Raw genomic sequence first — 24,262 nt, forward strand, 5'->3', positions numbered from 1 at the left:
CGTGATATTTTGAGTGGAAAGTCGTCATTTGGGGTGGGGATTCTCACATTTGCATATATATGAGACACGTTAACCTCGCGGGTCGTTACTTTTGGATAGAGGTAGCGTAAGCAAAATTGATGGGGCATTTGATGTGTGACTTGGCCTTTGCGTCAAACTATAGGGTTGCGAATGAGGGGATTTTGGCCTGATTGTTCGACGGTAAGCCCTATTGCATTTTGCTATAGAGAGAGTTTATCTAGCGTCCAATCAGCGTCGCTGTCATGTGCAAAGTGATACAGGGTTATGTTTGTTATCGACGTTTGTTATCGACACAAGCCGCACGTCATTTGGAGAGGTGTATACCCAAGTAGCCTAAAGATGCCCGAATATATCTGTGGATTAATGGGTTGCATCGACAAGGGAGTGCTGGGCGAAAAGACGCGAGGATTGGTAGGAAAAGAAAAGAGGCTGATAGAGAAATCTCTATCAGCCTACCAACGCATAATGACCACTGCCGCTATCGTATTGCTGTTGGTATATTGATAGCCGATCATTCATTACTTTTATAGCTTCACAGAACCGCATTTGTTTTGTGTCGGTCAGCGCCAATGGTGTCTCACCTGCATGCATACACAATGAAGCGATACCTGCATTTTCAATCACCAAAAAAGATTCACTGCCGTGCTCGGTTTTCAATGTCACAAGCGAGCCAGCTTCTGCGGCTGAGTACCCTTCTTGTTCCTGGAAAAACCAGCTTTTTGGTAGGAGCGGTTTATGGAAGCGATTTGCTGCCACTGCGTTCAAAACGAGTTCGGCCTTGCGAGGGCCAGATAGAGAAAGCGCATCTACTGCATCAAAATACGCTTGGAAAAGTGATGCGTCATCAACTGAAAATGGGGTTTCAGCAAACGCATCGGGGATGAGCTGTTTGCATTCGATGGCCACTTGGAAAACCATGTCTTCGCCCAAATCTAGCATCAATGCTTGTGCTTCATTATCGAAGTACCATTTCCATGCGTTATTTGGTTTCAACATCGTATTCGCTCCTGCGCTTGCAGAGAATCGGTCCGTGACCACTGAAAAAAAGGTGCTTTGGAGGAAGTGTAATCGGGTTGAGATAAAAAAAAAGGGGAAGTAATCTCCCCCTTTTCGTCCAATTCTTAATTATTTTGATTAAATATTTCTAACGATGTCTTTAACCAAACGTGGACCGTGGTAGATAAAACCAGAGTAAACTTGAACAAGCTCGGCACCTGCCATCATTTTCTCTTTAGCAGCCATCACGGAATCAACGCCACCCACACCAATGATTGGCAATTTACCATTGAGTTCTTGATGTAAACGGCGGATCACTTCGGTGCTCTTATTTTGAACAGGACGACCGCTCAACCCACCCGCTTCATGTGCGTGAGGCATTCCCTCAACCATGGTGCGATCTAATGTGGTGTTGGTGGCAATCACGCCATCAATATTATGGCGAACCAACGCGTCGGCAACTTGTACCAATTCGTCTTCGCTCATATCAGGTGCAATCTTGAGTGCAACCGGGACATACTTACCACGACTGGTGGCCAACTCCCCTTGGCGAACTTTCAATGCAGCAAGAAGATCATCAAGTGCATCGCCATATTGCAGCGAACGTAACCCTGGTGTATTCGGTGAGGAAATATTCACCGCGATATAACCTGCGTGGTCGTAGACCTTATCCATACAGATCAGATAATCGTCTTTACCGTTTTCTAATGGCGTATCTTTGTTCTTGCCAATGTTAATACCAATGATACCGTCGTATTTGGCTTTCTTAACATTTTCAACCAGCGCATCAACACCATGGTTATTGAAACCCATACGGTTAATGATACCTTCGGCAGGAATCACGCGGAAAAGACGTGGCTTGTCATTACCATCTTGCGCTTTAGGCGTTACCGTCCCTACTTCGATAGAGCCGAAACCCATCGCGCCAAATGCATCAATACATTCGCCGTTCTTATCTAAACCTGCTGCGAGTCCAACTGGGTTTTTGAAATGCAATCCCATGACCTGAACGGGACGAGGAGGTAAATTTTGACGATAAAAAATATCGAGAGGAGTACCAGTGAAGCGAGATAAATTCTTGATTGCCAGCTCATGAGCATGCTCTGGGTCTAACTGAAAAATTGCCGATCTGGCGAGGCGGTACATCATGTAACCTCCAAAAAAAAGCCCCGTATAAACGGGGCTGTATTATCAACACTTTGTCGATCTAATTCAAATTTAAAAGTGTAAGTTCCCGCAATGCAACGGAGAATTTAGCAAATTCGTGGGCTGAGCCTACTTTAAACTCGGCAACGATGCTTTCCCAACGTCCCAAACTGACTGCATGCTCAACCATCCAAGACTCAAGACCCAACTCAGCGCTCTCACCTTTTTTCATATCTTCTAGGATATGCGCGGTCAAAACACGTTGTTGCCAATCGAGATCTTCTCGGAACGAGGCACGGGCCAATGCTTGCCAATGGTTTTCCACCGGCTGATTGGTAATTTGTTTGAGGAACCAGTGCAGTGACAAGGTATCGCCCAATACAAAGTACAAACGCGCAACCACATCGAATGGCTTATTCATCTGCTCGGAGACTTGCGCCAGATCGAGACCAGCAAACAAGCTACTCAAACGGGCAACTTTGTCGGCGATAGCCTTCGGCACCCCAAGAACGATGTACTCTTCAGCTTGCTCTTCGTGCTCTTTGATTTCAGCCGGAACCAAATAGGTTTCTAAGTTCTCAGTTAAGTTCTTAACTGCAGGTTTATAGAACGCGACTTGATCCTCAATGCCCTTGCCTTTCATTGGATTACGAAGGATCCAACGCGATGCTCGACGAAGCATGCGACGACAGCGGTACATCACAGCGTATTGAATCTGCGCAGGCAATTGGTTATCGAGCGCACGAATATCTTCAAAGGTCTTGTCGAACTCGAAGACTTCATTGGCAATTGCATAAGCCGAAGCAATGTCACCGACACTCGCGCCCGTTTCATCTTGCATACGAGTGACGAAGTTAAAGCCCATCACGTTAGACATTTGGTTTGCCAACGTTGTAGCAATGATTTCACCACGTAGCGGGTGCGTTTCCATTGCTTCTCGATAGTTACGCTGTAACTCTTTCGGGAAGTAAGCGGGTAACATTTTGCCGAAGTGCGGGTCTTGGGTGATTTGCTCAACCACCAGCTGCTCTTTAAGCACCATTTTACCGTAGGCCACCAGCACCGCTACTTCGGGGCGAGTTAAACCTGTACCATGCAGTTGACGCTCTGCCAACGTTTCATCGTCAGGTAAATACTCTAATTGTCGATCAAGCTTGCCGTCTTTTTCCAAGTAATGGATAAAGCGAATTTGCTCTTTCAACAATGCCGCTTTTTGATTACTGGTAACAGAAATGGATTCGCTCTGACAATACGCATCGTCCAACACGATATCGCCGACTTCATCTTCCATACGTTCGAGTAATTCATTACGTTGTTTGTAGGTAAGATCCCCTGCTGCAACTAAACCATTGAGCAAGATCTTGATGTTCACTTCGTTATCCGAGCAATCAACGCCACCTACGTTATCAATGAAGTCAGTATTCACCAGACCGCCATTCATCGCGAATTCGATACGGCCTAGTTGGGTCATGCCCAAGTTACCGCCTTCACCGATGATTTTCGCACCTAGCTCATTACCGTTAAGGCGAAGACCATCATTGGCGCGGTCACCCACTTCGGTATGTGTTTCAGACTCAGATTTCACATAGGTGCCGATACCACCATTCCAAAGCAGATCCGTTTTTGATTTCAGGATCTGTTTGATCAACTCGTTTGGCGCCATTGATTGCTTACGCACGCCTAACATTTTCTGAATTTCCGGTGACAAATCGATAGATTTCGCTTTACGCGAGAAAATACCGCCCCCCTTAGAAATCAGTTTGGTGTTGTAGTCTTCCCAGCTCGAACGCGGAAGTTTGAACAAACGATCGCGTTCTACCCATGATTTTGCTGAATCCGGCGTTGGGTCAATAAAGATGTGGAGATGGTTAAACGCGGCTTGTAAGCGAATATGCTTAGACAGCAACATGCCATTACCAAACACATCGCCCGCCATATCGCCAATAGCGACACAGGTAAAGTCCGTTTCTTGGCAATCAATACCAATTTCTCGGAAGTGGCGTTTCACTGATTCCCAACCACCTTTCGCGGTGATACCCATAGCTTTATGGTCATAGCCATTAGAGCCACCGGACGCAAACGCATCACCCAGCCAGAAGTTATATTCTTCTGATACCGAGTTAGCAAGATCCGAGAATGTCGCCGTCCCTTTATCCGCAGCAACAACCAAATACGGGTCATCTTCATCGTGGCGCACCACATTGACTGGCGGCGTTAACTCGCCCTCAATGATGTTATCGGTGATATCCAATAAGCCGCGAATAAATATACGATAGCAACGCTGACCTTCTGCGAATATTTCATCACGTCCACTCAAAGAGTGTTGCTTCTTACAGACAAAACCGCCCTTGGCACCAACGGGAACGATAACGGTATTTTTCACCTGTTGCGCTTTCACCAAGCCAAGGACTTCGGTACGGAAATCTTCTTGACGATCCGACCAACGGAGACCACCACGTGCAACCTTACCGCCACGTAAGTGAACACCTTCAATGTCTGGTGAATAGACAAAGATTTCAAAGAAAGGAACCGGTTTTGGAATCTCTGGAATGTTCGATGGTTGCAGTTTCAAAGACAGATAATCTTTAAACTCACCCGTCACTTTGTCTTTCTGGAAATAGTTCGTACGCAAGGTCGCGAGGATCATTTCCATGTAGCGACGAATAATACGATCATCATCCAAGCTCTCTACATTCTCGAGCTCTTCTTCTATCTGACTGATTATTTTCGCCTGTTCTTTCTCGCTATTCTTTGACGGTTTGAAGCGAGTATTAAACAAGTTAACAAGATATTGAGCCAAATCTGCATGAGACGCTAAGGTGTCTTCAATATATGTTTGACTGAATGGGAATGCCACTTGACGCATATAGCGGGCATAAGAACGAAGTATGGTAACTTCTCGACCCGTCAATCCTGCATTTAGCACCAAACGGTTAAAGCCATCGCTTTCCAACCTTCCGTGCCAAATGGACGCGAAGGCATCTTGGAAACGATCGCGCGCTTCTGAAAGATCAAAGCCATTGCTTGCACTATGAAGCATCGAGAAATCGAGGATCCAGAACACATCACCGGTCGTCGTCGTTACCTTGTACGGTGATTCACCGATAACACGTAAGCCAAGGTTTTCTAGCATTGGCATTACATCAGACAAGTGAATCGCTTCGTCTTTTTGGAACAGTTTAAGACGGACAGCGCGAGACGTTGCAGGTTCTTCCTGTGGTCGGTAGAACAGCATATCCAGCTTATTGTCTTCACCTAGGTTTTCCAATCGCTCGATATCAGCCACAGCCGAACCCGGCAACATGGCTTCTTTGTATGAACGAGGGAAAGCACCAAGGTAACGTTTTGCAATTGGCGTACCGCTATTCTCACCAAAATTTGCAATGACAGATTCTTGTAGACGATCATCCCAAGAAGACGCGGCTTCAGTCAGGTTCTGCTCCAATTTCTTCACATCAATATCAAAGTTGTTGTTATCAACACGCACAATGTAATGAGTTCTGGCTAACGGGCTTTCAGAGAAGAACGTATTGAATTCAACTTCCTGTTCCGAGCCAAAGTAGTTCTTCAAAATACGTTGAGCCGCGATACGGAACTCAGTGTTATAGCGTTCACGCGCTACATACACCATGCACGAAAAGAATCGTCCGAACGGGTCACGTCGTACAAATATTCGCAACATATCGCGATCTTGCACCTGCACGATGCCCATACCAATGTCGAGCATTTCTGCTTCAGACGCTTGGAACAGTTCATCACGAGGAAAGTTTTCTATGATGTTAGCGAGGGCTTTCCACGAATGCGATCCTTGGTAGTAACCACTGATCTCAAGGATCCGCTGCACTTTATTTCGCAGCACGGGGATCGCATTGGTCGCTTGGTTATATGCAGCAGATGCATAAAGACCGTGAAAACGGTGTTCACCGACCACATTGCCTTTCTTATCAAAACTCTTAAGGCCGATGTAATCCATATATGCCGGACGGTGAACGCGAGACTTGCTGCTGCCTTTATTAATGATCAGCAGTTCTTTGCGGAGCGCTGTTGCGCGTGCCGACTCTGGCATCGCAGACAGCTTAATGCCTGGTCGTTTAAGATCTAGCTTCTTCGCCAAACCCAAACCTTGTTCATCAGAGGCTTTAAGTTCGTGGTCACCTTCTATGGCATTCAGCTCATAATACTTGTAACCCATAAACGTGAAATTGTGAGAGCCAATCCATTGGAGAAACTCAACCGCTTCATCTTGACGTTCTTTGTCGACAGGCGGCTTATCTTTCTTAAGCGCTGCAATCAATTCCTGCATTTTGGCTTGCATCGGTTGCCAATCATTAACGATAAGCGCTACATCGTTGAGCGTTTCTGTTAATTCAGCTTCCAGTGCGGCCATTTCTTTCTTGCTGGTCATGCGGTCGATTTCTAGATGGAAGACGGTTTGACGAACCCCCTTCTCACCAGCAAGCTCGACAACATTTCCACCACTGTCTTTTAATACATGCAACGGCCCATTGAGCATGAGGTGCGAAGCAATATCTAGACGATTCAAAGCCATGCGAACTGAATCGACCAAGAAAGGCGCATCCGGCGTAACAATTTCAACGATCGTATGTGTTGACTGCCAGCCATTGCCACTCAGTGTAGGGTTGAATACCTTTACAAAGATCTTATCTTGTTCGAACGTATTTAGATGATGCCACAGGCTGATAACAGCGCCGTAGAGGTCGGATTCATTCCTTTCCTGTAAATCATCATCTGAGATGGGACCCAAAATCCTTTTTGCCAAAGTTTCTACGAGTGGTTGTTGTTTCTTGTCCAGTTTTTCACCAATGAGGTGATAAACTTTTTCAAGCAACACCGGCACAATAGGGTCACGCGCGGTCATGGTTTACTCCATATATTTTTTATGTAATCGCTATGAGTATAGAAGTTAATTAGTCTTTGCGACGTATGGAGTAGTTTACGACTTAGTTAATAAATTCGTTACATCAAATAACGTTAATTGGATTCGAGTTTTTGGATATGTGATTGCCGTACGGTTTACGCTATTTGTTCAAGAGATTTAAAACGATTGGCGCCATCAATAATGAGACGAAAGTTCCCTTTTAAGCCTCTTTGAGTAAGGTATGGACGTAGTCGCGATGCAGGCAGTTGCAGTGTTAACCCTTTGTCTGTTCTCACGACAACGGTAGAAGCAGCGCCAGCATAATGTTGCAGAAAGACATGGTATGAGATATCCAAAGTAAATAAATAGACATTCGCGTTCATAAAAAAAGCCGTCTCCTGTGTGACGGCTTTAAATTACTTATTCCTGCGATTTTATCAAGTGCAGTCTTTACACTTCGAGTGCTTTATTGATTTTCTCGTAGAGATCTTTAGCAAGGTTATCTAACGATGCCAGTCGTTCGAGTTGAGCACGCATCAATGACTGACGATCACGATCAAAGCGCTTAAATTTCAGCAAAGGATCTATAAGTCTTGACGCCACTTGAGGGTTAGATTCATTTAGTTGAATCAAAATGTCAGACAAGAACTGATAACCAGCCCCGTCTTTTGCGTGGAAATGAACAGGGTTGTTGTTACAGAACGCCCCAATCAAAGAACGCGTGCGGTTTGGGTTCTTCAAGCTGAATGCAGGATGAGACATTTGCGCTTTCACATTGTCCAATGCCCCTTCCGATGGATTGCATCCTTGAAGCAGGAACCATTTATCCATAACCAAACCATCATGCTGCCATTTGTCACTAAAAGCCGCCATGACTGCATCGCGACTTGTTAGTTCTGCATGAGTTGCTGCAGCAAGTGCAGATGCAGTGTCGGTCATGTTGTTTGCGTTTTCAAAATGAGCCGACACCAAACCATTGCCGTTCTCAGTAAGAGCCAAATATCCCAAACACACGTTACGAAGACTGCGTTTGCCAATCGCTTCATGCGTGATGCGATAAGTAGGCTGATTCAATGAATAGTAGATAGCACTCAGTTCATCAGCCAGTGCAGTTGAAAGACTCAGTTTGATGGCATCACGTACTTGGTGAATCGCATCCACATCAACAACGTCGAACCAACCACCGATTTCATTTTCACTCGGCAGTGTCATGACTTCAGCGATAAGCGCTACATCAAGTTCCTCACTCAACAATACACCGCGGAATGCATCGACCACTTCTTCAGGGAAAATGACGCTTTCGCCGGCTTGAACACGAGCAACATTGGTCTTGATGTGTTTAGCCAACAGCATCTGCCCTGCATCCCAACGCGCAAACTCATTACGAGCATGCACCATTAAGAAGGCCAGCTCTTCATCTGAGTATTCATAGTTAAGTGTTACAGGCGCAGAAAACTCTCTAAGCATTGAGATAACGGGTTGCTCTTCCACATTATCAAACACAAAGGTTTGTTCTGCTTCTGTAACGCGAAGAACATTATCCACACTTGAACCGTTACGTTGTAACTCTATAACGTGTCCATCTGCCGCGTAGAATTCAACATCGAATGGAATAAGCAGTGGCTGCTTCTCTTTTTGATCCGCCGTGGCTGGAGTGTGTTGTTTCACAGTGAGAGACAGTGTTTTAGCGGTCGCGTCAAAATCACTGGTAACCGTTAACTCGGGAGTGCCCGATTGGCTGTACCATAAACGGAATTGCGTCAAATCTGCGTCTGAAGCATCTTCCATCGCCTTAACGAAGTCTTCGCAAGTCGCTGCGGTACCATCATGACGTTCGAAATACAGTTTCATACCACGCTGGAAGTTTTCTTCGCCCAGTAAGGTGTGCATCATTCGGATGACTTCACTCCCCTTTTCATACACAGTTAGCGTGTAGAAGTTATTCATTTCAATAACTTTTTCAGGACGAATTGGGTGAGCCATTGGGCTGCGATCTTCTGCAAACTGAGGACCACGAACAATACGAACATTATTAATACGATTCACCGCACGAGAACCAAGATCAGAAGAAAACTCCTGATCACGGAAAACCGTCAACCCTTCTTTAAGGCTCAATTGGAACCAATCACGACACGTGACACGGTTACCTGTCCAGTTGTGAAAGTACTCATGGCCAATAACGGCTTCAATACCCAGGTAATCTGTATCTGTTGCTGTATCTGAGTTAGCCAAAACATACTTGGAGTTAAAGACATTCAAGCCTTTGTTCTCCATGGCACCCATATTGAAGAAATCAACGGCGACGATCATGTAAATATCAAGATCGTATTCAAGATCAAAACGATCCTCATCCCACTTCATTGAATTCTTCAACGACGTCATCGCATGTTCAGCGCGATTCAAGTTGCCCTTGTCTACAAAAATATCTAGCGCGACATCTCGACCGCTTCGGGTTTTGAAGTTGTCGCTCAACAAATCGAAGTCACCCGCGACTAGCGCAAACAAGTAACTCGGTTTTGCATACGGGTCTTCCCACTGAACCCAGTGGCGACCATCCCCCAATTCGCCAGCATCAACTTTATTACCGTTACTGAGTAGAAAAGGAAACGCCGCTTTATCCGCAGTGATTTTGGTCGTGAACTTAGCGAGAACATCAGGTCTATCGAGGTAATAAGTAATACGGCGGAAACCCTCGGCTTCACATTGCGTGCAGTACGCGCCATCGGACAGGTAAAGACCTTCTAACGATGTGTTAGCCGCGGCATCAATGTGGGTTTCAATTTCTAAGTCAAACTCACTTGGCAATTGCGATAGATGCAGACCTTCAGCCGTTTCTTCATAATGCGCCCATGCCTGTCCATTGATTTCTACGCGTTGCAGTGACAGCGCATCGCCATCTAAAAACATAGAATCTGCGCCAGTAACCAACTGCGTGACTCGGCTTTTCGCGATAACACGAGTCGATGATGCTTGAAGATCAAAATCCAAGTCGATATGCGTGATCGTAAAGTCAGGAGCTTTGTAATCTTTACGGTACTTGGCCTGAGGTTGTTGCGTCATGTCAGATTCCTTTTATTGCATAACGAATATCAGCTCGGCAGTTAAATACGCCAAGCTTCTGTTAGATTTTCGGAGTAATCTTCTAAGATACTCACTAACACTGCCTATTGCTATAGCTTCACTGTGCACTGAATAACCAAACGCGCTAGCTTGATAATAAAAAACAGATCGAGATCTGATTATCAATAGGTTGACTACATAGCCCCGTTTGGCGTTAAATTTGCACCCTTAAATATAAACTGCCTGGACCAACTAGGCGAGAATTGCCGCGACCACGCGAACACCCAATTCAGAGGTACTTTTTCAGGCATGCAAACGCCCATTATTTCGTCATTGCTAGACACGGATGCCTACAAGTTAAATATGCAGCAAGCTATTTATCATCACTACCCTGATGTGATCGCTTCTGCCGAATTTCATTGCCGCAGCAATGAAAGTCTTTCTGCATTAAAAGAGAGAATTGAATCTGAAATTGAAGCCTTATCCGCTTTACACTTTACCTCTGATGAACTTGATTACCTTTCTATACTAGGCTTGTATCAATCTGATTATCTAGAATTTTTATCGTCCTTTACATTAAACAAGGACCAAGTAACCGTTTCGATTTCAGACAATCAGTTGGCAATACATATCGAAGGGAAATGGCTTGATATCATCCTTTGGGAAGTGCCACTTCTCGCAATAATCTGCGAGTTACGTTGTCACGAAAAATACCCAAATTCTGGGCCAGAAGACGCCGTTAATCTATTGAAGTCAAAACTCGCTTCCCTGTCTGTGGCTGACACCAACAAGGGATTTCAGTTCGTTGATTTCGGAACCCGTCGTCGCTTTTCCAAAGCCGTTCATCACGCCATCGTTGATCACCTCGTGCACCACTCTGCTCATTTTGGTGGCACATCAAACTTGCTGTTGGCTATGCAATATGGAATTCCCGCAGTAGGAACGCAAGCGCATGAATGGTTCCAAGCTCACCAGCAACTGACCGGTGACTTGGCGGATTCACAGCAATTGGCCCTGAATCGGTGGCTGCAAGAATATCCAAACACCCTAGGGATCGCGCTCACTGACTGCATTAACATGGATGCCTTCTTGAAGGATTTCACTCCTCATTTAAGTCATCAGTTTTCGGGACTTCGTCATGACAGCGGCGATCCGATTGCATGGGGTGAAAAAGCCATTGCGCATTACGAGAGCTTAAGCATCAACCCGATGGAAAAAACGCTTATTTTTTCTGATGGACTTACGATTGATAAGGCTCTAAATATACACCAGCATTTTTGTGGACGAATCAACACGTCGTTTGGTATCGGTACTCAGTTAACCTGCCACCTACCCGACGTTGAAACGTTGAACATAGTTATCAAACTGGTCTCGTGCAACGGAAAACCCGTGGCTAAAATTTCGGATGAACCCGGCAAATCAATCTGTCGTGACAACGAATATCTTGATGCACTGAGAAAGGCATTCAATATCTGATTATCTGACGACTTTCATCAAAAAGGGCGCTAACCATAGCGCCCTTTTTTATTTATCCTGTCGCTTGTTAAATTCCAAACAACTATTTCCAAACAACTAAACCTAAACAACCTGAAGATGCAGGATTCAGCGAGCTTTACTCCAATTGACGTCGAAGCACCGCTTCCATTCCAAATTGTGTATTGGTCAGTGTCAATGTGTTGGAATCCAGTTCAAACTGAGAGTCTTGTTGCCCGCCTCGGTAAATCAAAACCAGATGATCGTTTTCTAAGAAGTACACACCACGGTGTGTAACCTGTTGCCCCTGCTTACCCGACACGCGAACAGAAAACAAAAAGTCTGGACGTAGCATCAGAGCAAGTCCATCAACACGCTCGTCTACATCCTTGCCGCCAATCTCGTCGCTAAACCACGCTCCCGATAAATTGTGTGGCAAAATTTTTGTGAACTTAGCGCCTTTCAACATTAACTGGTTATGACTGAGTTTATATTCGTGATGTTGTGAATCACCGAAGTCGTCGTTCAGAACCAAGGTGTTTTCATCTAAATCGTAAAAGCCTTCAGCTTCCTCCACATTTCCATCGCTTTTGAGAAGCTTCACATCGAAACGATAATCCGACCCAAATGAAATGTTGATGGCTTTGTAGGAAGTTTCTTCGCCGGTGTTGTCTTGCTGCTGATCAGGACTGAACCAATACCAATCTCCGATCAGTAACGGAAAATCAAACTGGGTGAGGTCTTGCGCTTTCACTGGTATCGACACAGAGATAACGACAATAATTAGGCTTATCCACTTACTCATCCGCTTCCCCTTAATTTGATTACGCATTAATAATTTTAGACGCATATCACTATAAGGGGCGGGTTTATTCTGAGTTTTGAGAATGTATAAGCCAAACACTTTCAACAGACTTGTTCAGAAGGACTTTGTTGTCTGATAGACATAGACACAGTGTTGAACTTAAAACGTTGTCGCTATGCGTTGAAAATCCGCAACAAAACACAGAGCCAGAAAAACTCTCTACTTACGAGTCTGTATCTGAGGTTGTGTTGGTTTTTGCTGTGCTGTGTGGAACGATAAAAAAAGCGGGCTAAACGCCCGCTTCTATATATTGGTATCTGGTTGATAGACTAGCTATTCAGCTTCTTCGCAAGATCAAGCGTGATTAACGTCGCTTCATCGAGGTAAGCATCCGGCTCTTCATAATCTTTTGGAACATCGTCCAACGTTTTGAAGACAGGTTTACCCAACTGAGTTTGACGTTCATTCAAGCGCGTCAGACGTTTTACATCAGATTCTTCTTGCTCTTTGATTCGCACTTTTTCACTCAAAGAAATCGTATTGATGTCTTTCAGTGATTGGTACTCTTCAATGTCACTCAATATAAATGCAAACTCAGGGTCTGCGTTAATACGAGCCTGATGTGCTTTGTCCAATTTAGACAATGCGCCTTTGAAATCTCCAACTGTTTTATAAGCTGCTGGGGCAATGCTATCCCAAGGAAGTGCATTGTCTTCAACACTCTCACCTGTTTCAGCAGGATCAATGGCGGTTGGGAATGGAATGTCTGGCACTACACCAAGGTGTTGCGTACTGCCGCCGTTAATGCGGTAGAATTTTTGGATAGTGTATTGAACATGACCCAACGGCTTATCAGGGAAATCATAAATCTTCTGCAGAGAACGGTGTTGCTGAACCGTACCCTTACCAAAAGATTGCTCACCCAAAATGACAGCACGGCCATAATCTTGAAGAGCAGCAGCAAAGATTTCAGACGCCGACGCAGAATGACGGTTAATCAACGCAGTGAGCGGGCCATCATAGTAAATGGCATTGTCATTATCGCTGTTAACTTTTACTCGACCGTAAGTATCACGTACTTGTACAACTGGACCGCTTTGAATAAACAAACCCGTCAATGCAGACGCTTCACTCAGCGCACCACCACCGTTGTTTCGAAGATCAACGACAATACCGCTAACGTTTTCTTTCTTCAGATTCGCAATTTCTTTTTTGGTATCTTCAGCAAGACCCACATAGAAACTCGGTACCGAAATCACGCCTACTTTAGAACCCGCCTGATCAATCACTTCTGATTTCACTGCACGATCTTCAAGTCGGATTTTGTCTCGCACCAAAGTGACATTGTAACTTTTTGCGTTAGCACCTTCAGGAAGTATTTGAAGTTGAACTTCACTGCCCTTTGGTCCTTTGATCAACTGAACAACGTCATCCAGTCTCCAGCCAATAACATCAATAACCTGTTCAGTTCCTTGAGCCACACCGATAATACGGTCGCCCGGAGAAAGCTTTTTAGATTTTGACGCTGGTCCACCCGCAACAAGAGAACGAATGACCGTAAAATCATCTTCGACTTGCAGCACAGCACCGATACCCTCAAGAGACAAATTCATCTCTGATTGGAATTGTTCAGCGTTGCGTGGTGAAAGGTAGCTAGTGTGAGGATCGACTTCACGAGAAAAAGCGTTCAAGTAAACTTGAAACACATCTTCGCTTTTCGTTTGGGTCAGACGTTTAATGGCACTGTTATAACGCTTAGACAACGTTTCCTGAATTTCAGGCCACGTTTTTCCCGCCAATTTTAGATTCAATGCATCATTTTTTACGCGTTTGCGCCAAAGCTCATTAAGCTCGTCGGTGTTTTTTGCCCAAGGCTCTTCGCTTCGGTCAATCAACATATCTTCATCTGCGTCAAACGTAATTTCATTATCGAGCAGAGAAAGCGCGTATTGATAGCGTTCAAAACGCTTCTTCAATGACGTATTGAAAATGTCGTATGCCGCTGTCGTATCACCAGAACGAAGTTGTTCATCAATGTTAGTACGCCACTTCGACAGAGCGTCTACCTCTACTTGCGTGAGGAATAAACGATTGAAGTCTAATGTTTCGAGATAACGGTCAAAGACCTGAGAGGAAAAGTCGTCATCCAGCGTGAACTGTTTGTAATGCGATTTTTCAAAACTGTTGGTTATCCGCATACTTGCGGCTTTATGCTGAGGTTCTGAAACCAGCGTAGGTAACTCAGCAGTGTCGTAACTGGCCTCTAGGGCATGAGTGGATGCTGCCAGCATCAAACTGGCAGCAATCACGGAAAAGCGGAATCGACCTATCATGCGTCGAGGTATCTCCTTTACGAACTGAGGTGCTCCGCTTTTACTAGCATGGTTAAACCATTGCTCAAACGAACGCGAACCTCGTCCTTGTTGAGTTCTACAATCGTAGCAGGCATGTTGCCATTGCCCATGTTAACGTTAACGTCTTTACCTACGACAATATCTTCAGCCTTGAGTTCACGACGTGGCTCAACTGGCTTCTTAACAAGCTTAGTATTCTTTGCCTTGGCTGGTCGAGAATTTGCTTGGTTAGCTGTTGATTTATTTGATTTTGGCGCTCTTTTCTCTTTTGCGTTGGCTTTTTTATCGCCATTTTTCGCAGCTTGCTCTTTACGACGTTCTGCAGCGCGAGCTTTGCTTTCTGCCAATGCAGTTTGAGCATGGTCAACATGCTCTTGCTCTAGCTCACCACAATCGTTGCCGTCAAGATCAACACGAATAGCGCCAGCTTTAACGCCGTAAAGGTAACGCCAGGAAGAGGTATATTGGCGAAGTGCCGCACGAAGTTGAGTTTTACTGACTTTAGCATCATCAGCAAGACGTTCAGCCAAGTCTTGGAATATGCCTATTTTCAGTGGACGCGCTTCACCTTCAAGGGTAAAGCACTTCGGGAAACGTTCAGCGATATAGGCGATAACTTGCTTGCTGTTAGCTAATTTTTCAGTGTTTTCCATTTTTCTTCCTGTCTCTTAGCGCAATGGCGACAACAGAGATCATGTACGAGTTAACAAATTTAGTGCTGCGTATTATAGATACCTGTGCCTGAAAAACCACAGAGAACCTTAAATTTAGAGGTGTTTTTGCAATTCATTGACCAATAAAGTGAGTCCGGTTTCATCATCGCGATCAAATCTTGCATTTTTTGGCGAATCTATGTCCAAAACGCCCAATAACTTCTCACCTTGATATAAGGGTAAAACAATTTCTGAGTTACTTGCTGCATCACATGCGATATGACCTTCAAAAAGGTGGACGTCATCAATCCTTTCTACACGTTTATTGCTGAATGCACTTCCACATACGCCTCTCCCATAGGGAATTCTCACACAGGCCGTTTTCCCTTGAAATGGACCCAGAACAAGTTCGCTCCCATCATCAAGGTAAAAGCCGGCCCAATTGATGTCTTCTAGCGATTGAAACAGAAGTGCACTGACATTTGCGAGGTTAGCAATGAGATTTGGTTCATTTTCAACAAGCGATACAGCTTGTCGGGCAAGTAGTGCATAGAATTCTTCTTTATTGTCCATTTATGATGTTATCCGTTATGTGCAGAATGACTAAGATAAAACCCATTGCGAAAGTGTTCAATAACGGCACCTTGCCTATGCTTTACGTTGACATTAGTCAGTCGCTAAGAGAAAGCCGAATTTTATCAAAAAATACGTGTTCTTAAGTAACAGATTGATTAAGATGCACATTTGCAAAAGTGCCTGAATTCGTCCATTTTTCGAAAATGTCAGTGAACTCAGCGCTCACGAAGTATCCCAAGGATCGGGGCTCGATATAAACACCCCAGAATGCGTGGTGTTAGGTATAACACTACATCCATGCTTATTTAGGGTAACTCGAACCACCAAAGGGGAATAGACCGCCATGCGCGTGCTTAAGTGCACATCCTGTGATTTGTTACTGCAACAAATCCCCACACAGCGTGGGTTCAGTGCTTGCTGCCCAACATGCGGCTCTCGTGTAATCAAAAACTCATCACTGAGTCGTTCGGGTGAGATTGCTATTACACTGGCAGCGCTTGCTCTATTTTTACCCGCCCAGCTATTCCCACTTATCTCAATTGATCTATTCGGTGTGACACTTCATACCACGGTCACCAGCGGCGGTATCTTGCTGCTTAATACCTTTCCTTTTGTCGGCATATTGGTGATTGCGACAACCGCCATCGCCCCTTTGGTATTTTTGATCGCTATTCTTGTCGCGAACCTTGCCTTAAAGGCTAAACACGTTCGCTCTCTTTATATAGCGACTTATCTACTTAAGGTTGTTAAGCATTGGGTAATGATTGACGTCTTTCTGGTCAGTCTTGCCGTTGCGGGGTTTAAGGTCATAGAGATTGCCGAGCTTTCGGTTGGTCCTGCCTTGCTGAGCTTTGTGCTTCTTCAAGTGTTAATGGCTTACCTACTCTCTCGCGTGTCTCCTGCTCGCTATTGGGAGGCGTTGAGTGAAAATAATGAAGCACTTCAAGACATCGACCTTAATGACGCTGACACAGAGTCCGTTATCCGCTGCCACCATTGTGGGTTAACGCAGCAATCTGACCACACTCACTGCAAGCGATGTACCGCTAAACTAGAAAAGCGTACCTTTCAAAGCCTGCAAAAAACGTGGGCATCGCTGCTCGCCGCCATCGTGTTTATCTTTCCTGCCAACTTCTATCCGATATCTGTATTACTCAGTAACGGTAAACGATTTGAAGATACGATTTTTTCAGGCGTGGCAGGTCTCATCAAACAAGGAATGTATGGCATTGCCATCATTATTTTTACTGCCAGTATTATCGTTCCCGTCGCTAAGATTATCGGCCTTCTATACATTTTGATTTGTATTCATTTGAAAGTTGATTCTGGTCGCGGACAGCGTATGAAAATGTACCGTTTCGTCAAATGGATAGGCAAATGGTCAATGATGGATCTCTGCGTCATTGCTATCATGGTTTCTCTGATTGATCGCGGTAATCTACTAGATTTTACTCCTGGGCCCGGCGCTATTGCCTTCGGATTGGTTGTGGTGTTAACCATGATTTCCGCTGGTAGCCTCGATTCTCGACTTATTTGGGACAAGCATGAGCAACGTTGAAGACTCTCAAGTGACCACACCTCAACTCAAAAAAGATAGAAGTATTTCTCCTCTTTGGATTTTTACCGCTCTGGCCTTCTTACTTGCAGGCTGGTTGCTATACAAATCTGTCAATGAAGCAGGCGAACGCATTCAAATTTACTTCACCGATGCACAAGGTATCGAAGCGGGCAGAACCGCTATTCGTTACCAAGGCTTGGAAGTCGGTATCATTAGAAAGATCACTCTTTCAGACGATTTAAAAAGCATCTCTGCCGAAGCTGAAATTTACCCTGAAGCCACTAAAATCCTTCGCCAAAACACGGTGTTTTGGGTTGTAAGGCCAAAAGCCTCCATCACCGGCATTTCTGGGTTAGACACATTAGTTTCAGGTAATTATATCGCTGTTCAACCGGGTAGCGGTGATGTTCGCAGTACGTTTGTAGCTGCCGAAGAACCCCCCGTCAATATCTCTGAAGACGGTAACTTACACATCCAACTTCAAGCGCCTGACTTGGGTTCACTAAGCATTGGCTCTGGCATTTACTTTAAAAAAATCCGCGTTGGTGAAGTAGTTGACTATCGCCTTACGTCTGACAAGCAAGGCGTGACACTGTCACTAAGCATTAAGAAAGAATATGCCAAATTAGTGATGAAAACGTCGAAGTTCTGGAATGTCAGTGGTGTGAGTGCAGAAATCGGCTTAAATGGCGTCGATATCAACGTAGAAAACCTTGCATCGGTTTTGGCTGGTGGTATTGCCTTTGATTCACCTCAAGACGCCGAACTTGCCGTCCCGCTTGATACATTCCCCTTGCATCGTTCCATCAACGACACCGATCGTGGCGTGCCAATTTCGATCGTACTTCCTAATAATCATGGAATCACCAACCCTCACTCCCCTATTGTTTATCAAGGGTTGGAGATTGGCCGTCTCAATGGTATCGACTTTAATAACTCGTTCTCTGGCACGGTGGCGAAAGCCAATATCAATCCTTCAATGGCGTGGACGCTTACCTCAGGTTCTCAATTCATCATTAATGCACCTGAAATCTCATTGGGCGGCGTCAAGAACATCGGCAACTTGGTCACTGGCAACACGCTCTCAATTCAGCCTGGCGATGGTGAGAAAACGCGAGACTTCACTGCTGAAACCACGCAAACCCTTCTTGCTAATGATCCTCAAGCGTTGACCCTTACACTCAACGCAGAGAACATTTGGGGGCTTAAGAAAGGCACCAAACTCATCTATCGCGGTATCCCAGTGGGTTTTGTTCATGACACGCACTTAGATCAGAATGATGTTTCAATCAGCCTTGTGATCGATCCAAGCTACAAGCACCTTGTGAAGAGTCAATCCAGATTCTATGTATTAGGTGGAGTGAGCGGGCAAATCAATGCTGAAGGCATTGAATTCAGCGTGCCTGCGTTCTCGCAAATGGTGGAGAAAACCATTGGCTTTACGAGTGAAGGTGACGATAAAGTCCAATCAGAGTACACGCTGTTTGGCTCAGAGATCCTTGCTCGCAATGCTAAAAAGGCTTTAAAAGGGTTTAAGCGCATTACACTCATTGCGAGTAAACTGCCATCGGTGTCAGAAGGCAGCCCGGTGATGTACAAGAACTTTAACGTAGGTAAGGTCGAACGCTTCGAACTCACCAAACAGCAAGTACGTGTTACGGTTCAAATCGATAACCGTTACCACCATTTGATCACACCAAACTCAGTGTTTTGGAACCATTCTGGTGTGGATATCAAAGCGGGCTTATCCGGTGTGAAAATTGATACGGGCTCATTCAAATCGATGATCGCCGGTGGCATTTCGTTTGGTGAGATAAAAGGAATAGACAACAAAATTGGCAACAATTGGAAGCTCTATGACAGTTTTACCGACGCGCAAAACTATGGTGTCAAACTGACGTTTACCGCTGACAATGCAATTGGCCTTTCTTCAGGCAGCAAAATTCGATACCAAGGTGTGGATGTTGGTGAAATCACCAAGCTCTCTCCAGCCTTTCAAGATGACGGTGTGATGATCAATGCGACCATCTACCCTGAATTTTCGGAGCAGCTCGCGCGCGCAACCAGCTATTTTTGGGTAGCTCAGCCTTCTCTTAGTCTGACTAAAACCGAGAACTTAGATTCGTTGTTTGGCGCATATATTTCCGTGGTACCCGGTAAAGGTGCAAAACGTCAGTCATTCCAACTGCACAAGTCGGCTGAATACGCTGGCGGTTTAACATTGGTACTGGAAAGCGAGAACCGAGGCTCAGTCTCGATTGGCGCCCCTATCCTATTCCGTGACTTCGAAGTCGGTGCAGTAACAGACGTGACCTTGGGCCGCTTTGCCGATCGTGTGTTAATTGAAGTGAAGATCAGTGATGACTACAAACACCTTGTTAGAAACAACACGGTATTTTGGAATCAGTCCGGTGTTGATGTGTCAATTGGCCTAACGGGTGCTAACGTTCGTGCTGGTTCATTAGATAGCATCCTGAAAGGCGGTATTGCCTTCGCCACGCCTGAAGGTGAGAAACTCGCTAACCCAGCAAGAACCGATCAACACTTCTTGCTTCATAAGACGCCTAAACCAGAATGGACCTCTTGGCGTACCGCTATTCCGTATTTCTGATCACGAAATAGTCCCCAAACTGCCCCATAAGGCGCGAATCATTCTGGTTTCGCGCCTTTTTCTCTTCTGAACATCGCTTCATCTGGTTTCTACAGCACTTTCCTTTTACACTTCCCCGTTCAGAAACCCCATAGAGAGACCGTTCCGGTGCATCCAAATATCGACATGCCAGCATTGTTCTTAGCACAAATAGAGCAAATCCTGCCTTCCCATCTTTCCATGACAGACTTTGTGGCTGCCTGTCAGCGACCATTACGTCGAAGTATTCGCGTTAATACACTTAAAACGTCAGTAGAAGATTTTAAGGTCAGAGCGGCAGAAAAAGGCTGGACGTTAACACCTGTACCTTGGTGTGACACAGGCTTCTGGATCGATGAAGATGAGAATGAAGTCGTTCCGCTTGGTAATACTGCTGAACACATGGCTGGGCTTTTCTATATTCAAGAAGCGAGCTCCATGCTTCCTGTGACCGCGCTAATGGAAAACAACCAAGGTGAATGGGAACGTTTACTCGATATGGCTGCGGCGCCTGGCTCTAAAACCACTCAGATTGCCGCTGCTGTTGGCAACGCCGGACTATTGGTCGCGAACGAGTACTCAGCCAGCCGCGTTAAAGTACTGCACGCTAACTTGCTGCGTTGCGGCGTACATAACGTTGCACTGACTAAGTACGACGGTCGCGTATTTGGCGAATGGCTACCAGAAACGTTCGATGCCATATTGCTTGATGCCCCTTGCTCTGGCGAAGGAACCATTCGCAAAGACGCCGATGCATTTGCAAATTGGAGTCTAGAAGCGGTCAATGACATCGCTAACACACAAAAAGACTTAATCGTTAGTGCGTTTCAAGCTCTGAAAGCTGGCGGTACACTCGTGTATTCAACCTGCACATTGAGTCACGAAGAGAACCAAGACGTTTGCCATTTTCTAAAGCAAACCTTTGGTGATGCCGTTGAGTTTGAATCACTCAGCACACTGTTTGATGGTGCAGATGCTGCTTGCACCGAAGAAGGCTTTCTTCACGTTTTCCCACAAATCTTCGACAGCGAAGGTTTCTTTGTCGCTCGCCTTCGCAAAACACAAAGCGTTGGCAGTGAGATGATCAAAAAGCGCCCACGCAAGTTCCCGTTCCAAAAAGCCAATCCAAAAGATGCTGACGCCGTTCAAGCTTCACTGAAAGCAACATTAGGCATTGAGGTTCCTGACTCATCAAACGTTTGGTTGCGCGAAAAAGAAGTGTGGATCTTCCCAGCCGCAGTGGAATCAATCCTGCCGGAAATTAAGTTCGACCGTATTGGCCTTAAGCTCGCGGAGTCTCACAAAAATGGATACCGCTGGCAGCATGAAACCATTATGGCGCTCGCGAACGGCTCCGAGCCTTTGTGTGTGAATCTATCGGCACAAGATGCTAAAGAGTGGTACATGGGAAGAGACATTCGTCCAGAGAACCTAACAGGGAAAGGTGAAGTGATTGTGTGCTACCGAAATCAACCTATCGGTATCGGTAAATGGGTCGGAAATAGGATCAAAAATGGCCTTCCTAGAGAGCTAGTTAGAGACGTTAATTTATTCATTGCTTAACTGATGCTAAAAGTCTTAATGATGCTACAACGTTTATGCCTTGCACCGACTAACTTTTAAAAGGTTATTAATCTCCATTTAAACCAGTTAGCGCAAGGCTCTAACGAGCCATTCCCCTAAGCTCGGAACAGGAATCGTTCCGAGCTCTTTTTTTGCTTTTTGTTTGAAGAAAAACACTCGCCTAGCAGCAAAAAAACAGCTTTCAGTGATTCAACTCATTGCCGATAGTCGCCCCAATATATCGCACATACAAAAAAAGCTGCCAGGGCAGCTTTTTTCGATTTAGAACGGGTTACTTGATAAGGTAAATGCCGTCTTTTTCGATGCGAATTCGACGTTCTTTGTACAAGCTACCAATGGTCTTCTTGAAGGTCGCTTTACTGGTGCGGAAAATTTCGAATATTTCAGTTGGGCTGCTCTTATCAGTTACCGGTAAGAAGCCATCTTTCAACTCTAAGCTACGAATCACTTTGTCAGCCAAATCATCAACCTTGCCTTTGCCAAGCTTTTGAAGTGACAAGTCAATTTTGCCATCTTCACGAATCTGCTTAACAAATGCTTTCAGTGACTTACCAACGAAGAGCTTTCCGAACGCTTCGGTTTTGAAAATCAAACCTGAGTGAGCATCGTTGATCGCACATTTGTAACCAAGGTCAGTCTGCTCGACAACAGTCACATGAACTTGCTCACCCACTTTGTATCTCGCCGGTGTTTTATCAAGGAACTTGTTGAACTTGGTTGTTCCCACAATTCGACCAGACGCATTGTCCATGTACAAGTAAACAAGATACGAGTGGTTTTCTTGCATCTTCATTCGTTGTTCACTGAACGGAACCAACAGATCTTTTGGTAGGCCCCAATTCAGAAACGCGCCAACCGGTGTCGTGCTTATGCAGTTAAGCTTCGCAAACTGCCCCACGCTCGCCAATGGCTTTTCAGTGGTGGCGATAATTTCATCTTGTGAATCAAAATAGATGAACACCTCAAGCTCATCGCCCAGTCGCGTGCCTTTCGGGACATAACGCTTAGGCAGCAAGATATTGCCATAGTCTTCACCACCATCGACGAATACGCCGAAATCTACTTCTTTGACCACGGTAAGAGTGTTCAACTGACCAATTTTAATCATTGAGGTTTTGCTCATCTATTTTAACTACCGCGCAGTATACGAGATTTATTGCTTTGACGGTTGTAGTAATTTAAAAACCCGCACTTAATTGGCTTTTTATTGCTCATTCCCATTGGCGGGTTGAGCTCATATACCCAAACAACTTGAAGATGCAAGATTCAGCGAGCTTGACTGACGTTATGATCAAGGCGTCACTTTGCCGATGTAAATAGAACCAGAAACAGAAACGCCACGTTTAACGTGGCGTTGAGACTTTATATCTTTTCTACCCAACAACCTGAAGATGCAGGGTTAATTGACTTTTACTGATACACCAACGGCACATTAGCCGCTTCAGCTAGTTCGACAATGGCACTATCCTCTTGCTGCGCGAGCACTTGGATAGGCTTTTCGGCCAACTGAGTTTTACGGATCGTATCCAAGATCAAACTGCGTACTGCTTCATTGTTCTTATTGAAACCATAAGGCAGTGCATCGTCAGTAAAGTCTACACCCAGCGTAAACGCAGCCAGATTGTCGACATCCACAACAATGCCATCAAAGTAAGCTAACAGTGGTTCAGCCAATACCGCATTCGACGGCAACTGACAGGCTAAAAGCACTTTTAATCCATTTGCGCCACGGCACAAACCTTGCTCCGCCAACAGATCAATGATGGTTGCCGCTTCGCTTGACGTACGAACAAATGGCACCACGATTTCAACAGGTAGCTTTTTGTCATAGATCGCTGATTTGAGCACATCACACTCAAGTACAAACCCAGGCTTACCCACTTTACTGGCAAAGCGAGAAACACCGCGCAATCCCATTGCTGGGTTAGCTTCACTTGGTTCTACATCTCCGTTTTCGAGATCACGCAAGGGTAACGCGCTCAGCTCATTTAACATGACTCGAAATGGTTGGTCTGGCGTGCGTTGGTAAGCTTTCTCAAGTAACTCCACCAGCGATTCAATGGCATGTTTTTTATCGTCTAGTGATGCAGGGTGAACGCCAACAACACTATTATAAAGCGGCCCCAGCGCCACTAACCCTATGTTCTGATCAGGATTATCAAGCTGAGTGGGAGTTTTAAGAACGGTAGAGTAATTCAAATCCATCTGAGACATAGCGCACCAATACTGCCTTGTAAAAAATCAACGTGCCTAAACGGCACAAATAGCGGTTGAACTCTTGGCGACTTTTTCGCAAGCGCCTGATTTTCGTTCATCTACCTCAAAACATACCCAGACTAGTAATACGTTACAAGCGAAAATATCAAATTGTTCTTTGTTTTACTTATCAAGGAATTTCACAGAACGCGGCGTACAAAATAGCAGCAAAAACAGCTTAAATACCCGCCAATATTTAGAATAGATCGCTGAAAGATAAACTCCTTGCTTCTCTGAGTCCGAATTTTTGGTATCTTACTGCCTTTGCAACA

The 24,262-nt window shown here is 45.1% G+C and carries 15 protein-coding genes; 4 read left to right on the top strand and 11 right to left on the bottom strand.

The genetic code is table 11. The features are described from left to right. Positions 1-468 precede the first annotated feature (468 nt). The 5 genes from Q365_RS0123230 to pepN form a co-directional block, all read right to left on the bottom strand. Positions 469-1,017: a cell division protein ZapC gene (locus tag Q365_RS0123230; protein ID WP_028025608.1), complete on the bottom strand. Its 549-nt coding sequence runs from the start codon at positions 1,015-1,017 to the stop codon at positions 469-471. 138 nt (positions 1,018-1,155) lie between these two features. Further along, positions 1,156-2,166 (bottom strand): quinone-dependent dihydroorotate dehydrogenase, encoded by a 1,011-nt coding sequence (gene pyrD / locus Q365_RS0123235; protein WP_028025609.1) that lies wholly within the window; start codon positions 2,164-2,166, stop codon positions 1,156-1,158. Positions 2,167-2,224: 58 nt separating this feature from the next. Continuing rightward, positions 2,225-7,042 (bottom strand): NAD-glutamate dehydrogenase, encoded by a 4,818-nt coding sequence (locus Q365_RS0123240; RefSeq protein ID WP_028025610.1) that lies wholly within the window; start codon positions 7,040-7,042, stop codon positions 2,225-2,227. A gap of 155 nt (positions 7,043-7,197) precedes the next feature. Continuing rightward, positions 7,198-7,425: a DUF2835 domain-containing protein gene (locus Q365_RS0123245; protein ID WP_028025611.1), complete on the bottom strand. Its 228-nt coding sequence runs from the start codon at positions 7,423-7,425 to the stop codon at positions 7,198-7,200. Positions 7,426-7,492: 67 nt separating this feature from the next. Continuing rightward, positions 7,493-10,102, bottom strand: a complete 2,610-nt coding sequence (gene pepN / locus Q365_RS0123250) for an aminopeptidase N (protein ID WP_028025612.1) — start codon at positions 10,100-10,102, stop codon at positions 7,493-7,495. Positions 10,103-10,411: 309 nt separating this feature from the next. Between pepN and pncB the strand changes: the two genes are divergently transcribed. Further along, on the top strand, positions 10,412-11,578 hold the full coding sequence (gene pncB, locus Q365_RS0123255) for a nicotinate phosphoribosyltransferase (protein ID WP_028025613.1): 1,167 nt from the start codon (positions 10,412-10,414) through the stop codon (positions 11,576-11,578). Positions 11,579-11,714: 136 nt separating this feature from the next. Here the strand turns inward: pncB and Q365_RS0123260 are convergent, their stop codons facing one another. The 4 genes from Q365_RS0123260 to Q365_RS0123275 all read right to left on the bottom strand — a co-directional run bounded on the left by Q365_RS0123260 (position 11,715) and on the right by Q365_RS0123275 (position 15,960). Next, positions 11,715-12,380, bottom strand: coding sequence for a hypothetical protein (locus tag Q365_RS0123260; protein WP_028025614.1), 666 nt, complete (start codon positions 12,378-12,380; stop codon positions 11,715-11,717). A gap of 329 nt (positions 12,381-12,709) precedes the next feature. Then, positions 12,710-14,713, bottom strand: coding sequence for a carboxy terminal-processing peptidase (gene prc / locus Q365_RS0123265; RefSeq protein WP_028025615.1), 2,004 nt, complete (start codon positions 14,711-14,713; stop codon positions 12,710-12,712). Between the two features lie 17 nt (positions 14,714-14,730). Beyond that, a complete protein-coding gene (gene proQ, locus Q365_RS0123270) occupies positions 14,731-15,387 on the bottom strand; it encodes an RNA chaperone ProQ (RefSeq protein WP_028025616.1) in 657 nt (218 codons plus the stop codon). Positions 15,388-15,501: 114 nt separating this feature from the next. Then, positions 15,502-15,960, bottom strand: a complete 459-nt coding sequence (locus tag Q365_RS0123275; RefSeq protein ID WP_028025617.1) for a GAF domain-containing protein — start codon at positions 15,958-15,960, stop codon at positions 15,502-15,504. A gap of 346 nt (positions 15,961-16,306) precedes the next feature. Between Q365_RS0123275 and Q365_RS0123280 the strand changes: the two genes are divergently transcribed. The 3 genes from Q365_RS0123280 (at position 16,307) to rsmF (ending at position 21,713) form a co-directional block, all read left to right on the top strand. Further along, on the top strand, positions 16,307-17,521 hold the full coding sequence (locus Q365_RS0123280) for a paraquat-inducible protein A (RefSeq protein ID WP_028025618.1): 1,215 nt from the start codon (positions 16,307-16,309) through the stop codon (positions 17,519-17,521). Then, the gene (locus Q365_RS0123285; protein ID WP_028025619.1) at positions 17,508-20,132 is read left to right on the top strand and encodes an MlaD family protein; all 2,625 of its coding nucleotides are present in this window, start codon (positions 17,508-17,510) and stop codon (positions 20,130-20,132) included. Before Q365_RS0123280 ends, Q365_RS0123285 begins: the two co-directional genes overlap by 14 nt. A 147-nt stretch (positions 20,133-20,279) precedes the next feature. Beyond that, complete coding sequence (rsmF, locus tag Q365_RS0123290) at positions 20,280-21,713, top strand: 16S rRNA (cytosine(1407)-C(5))-methyltransferase RsmF (protein WP_028025620.1); 1,434 nt, start codon at positions 20,280-20,282, stop codon at positions 21,711-21,713. Between the two features lie 292 nt (positions 21,714-22,005). Here rsmF and Q365_RS0123295 read toward each other — a convergent pair whose 3' ends face one another. After that, complete coding sequence (locus Q365_RS0123295) at positions 22,006-22,842, bottom strand: CvfB family protein (protein ID WP_028025621.1); 837 nt, start codon at positions 22,840-22,842, stop codon at positions 22,006-22,008. A 302-nt stretch (positions 22,843-23,144) separates the two neighbouring features. Then, positions 23,145-23,948: a putative PEP-binding protein gene (locus Q365_RS0123300; RefSeq protein ID WP_028025622.1), complete on the bottom strand. Its 804-nt coding sequence runs from the start codon at positions 23,946-23,948 to the stop codon at positions 23,145-23,147. Positions 23,949-24,262: the final 314 nt, after the last annotated feature.

It is taken from the genome of Enterovibrio calviensis DSM 14347 (assembly GCF_000621165.1).
GTDB lineage: Bacteria > Pseudomonadota > Gammaproteobacteria > Enterobacterales > Vibrionaceae > Enterovibrio > Enterovibrio calviensis.

What these genes read in the sequence shown, in the direction of transcription:
- Q365_RS0123230 (WP_028025608.1), bottom strand. Translation starts at nt 1,017, where the DNA reads ATGTTGAAACCAAATAACGCATGGAAATGGTACTTCGATAATGAAGCA.
- pyrD (WP_028025609.1), bottom strand. Translation starts at nt 2,166, where the DNA reads ATGATGTACCGCCTCGCCAGATCGGCAATTTTTCAGTTAGACCCAGAG.
- Q365_RS0123240 (WP_028025610.1), bottom strand. Translation starts at nt 7,042, where the DNA reads ATGACCGCGCGTGACCCTATTGTGCCGGTGTTGCTTGAAAAAGTTTAT.
- Q365_RS0123245 (WP_028025611.1), bottom strand. Translation starts at nt 7,425, where the DNA reads ATGAACGCGAATGTCTATTTATTTACTTTGGATATCTCATACCATGTC.
- pepN (WP_028025612.1), bottom strand. Translation starts at nt 10,102, where the DNA reads ATGACGCAACAACCTCAGGCCAAGTACCGTAAAGATTACAAAGCTCCT.
- pncB (WP_028025613.1), top strand. Translation starts at nt 10,412, where the DNA reads ATGCAAACGCCCATTATTTCGTCATTGCTAGACACGGATGCCTACAAG.
- Q365_RS0123260 (WP_028025614.1), bottom strand. Translation starts at nt 12,380, where the DNA reads ATGAGTAAGTGGATAAGCCTAATTATTGTCGTTATCTCTGTGTCGATA.
- prc (WP_028025615.1), bottom strand. Translation starts at nt 14,713, where the DNA reads ATGATAGGTCGATTCCGCTTTTCCGTGATTGCTGCCAGTTTGATGCTG.
- proQ (WP_028025616.1), bottom strand. Translation starts at nt 15,387, where the DNA reads ATGGAAAACACTGAAAAATTAGCTAACAGCAAGCAAGTTATCGCCTAT.
- Q365_RS0123275 (WP_028025617.1), bottom strand. Translation starts at nt 15,960, where the DNA reads ATGGACAATAAAGAAGAATTCTATGCACTACTTGCCCGACAAGCTGTA.
- Q365_RS0123280 (WP_028025618.1), top strand. Translation starts at nt 16,307, where the DNA reads ATGCGCGTGCTTAAGTGCACATCCTGTGATTTGTTACTGCAACAAATC.
- Q365_RS0123285 (WP_028025619.1), top strand. Translation starts at nt 17,508, where the DNA reads ATGAGCAACGTTGAAGACTCTCAAGTGACCACACCTCAACTCAAAAAA.
- Q365_RS0123295 (WP_028025621.1), bottom strand. Translation starts at nt 22,842, where the DNA reads ATGATTAAAATTGGTCAGTTGAACACTCTTACCGTGGTCAAAGAAGTA.
- Q365_RS0123300 (WP_028025622.1), bottom strand. Translation starts at nt 23,948, where the DNA reads ATGTCTCAGATGGATTTGAATTACTCTACCGTTCTTAAAACTCCCACT.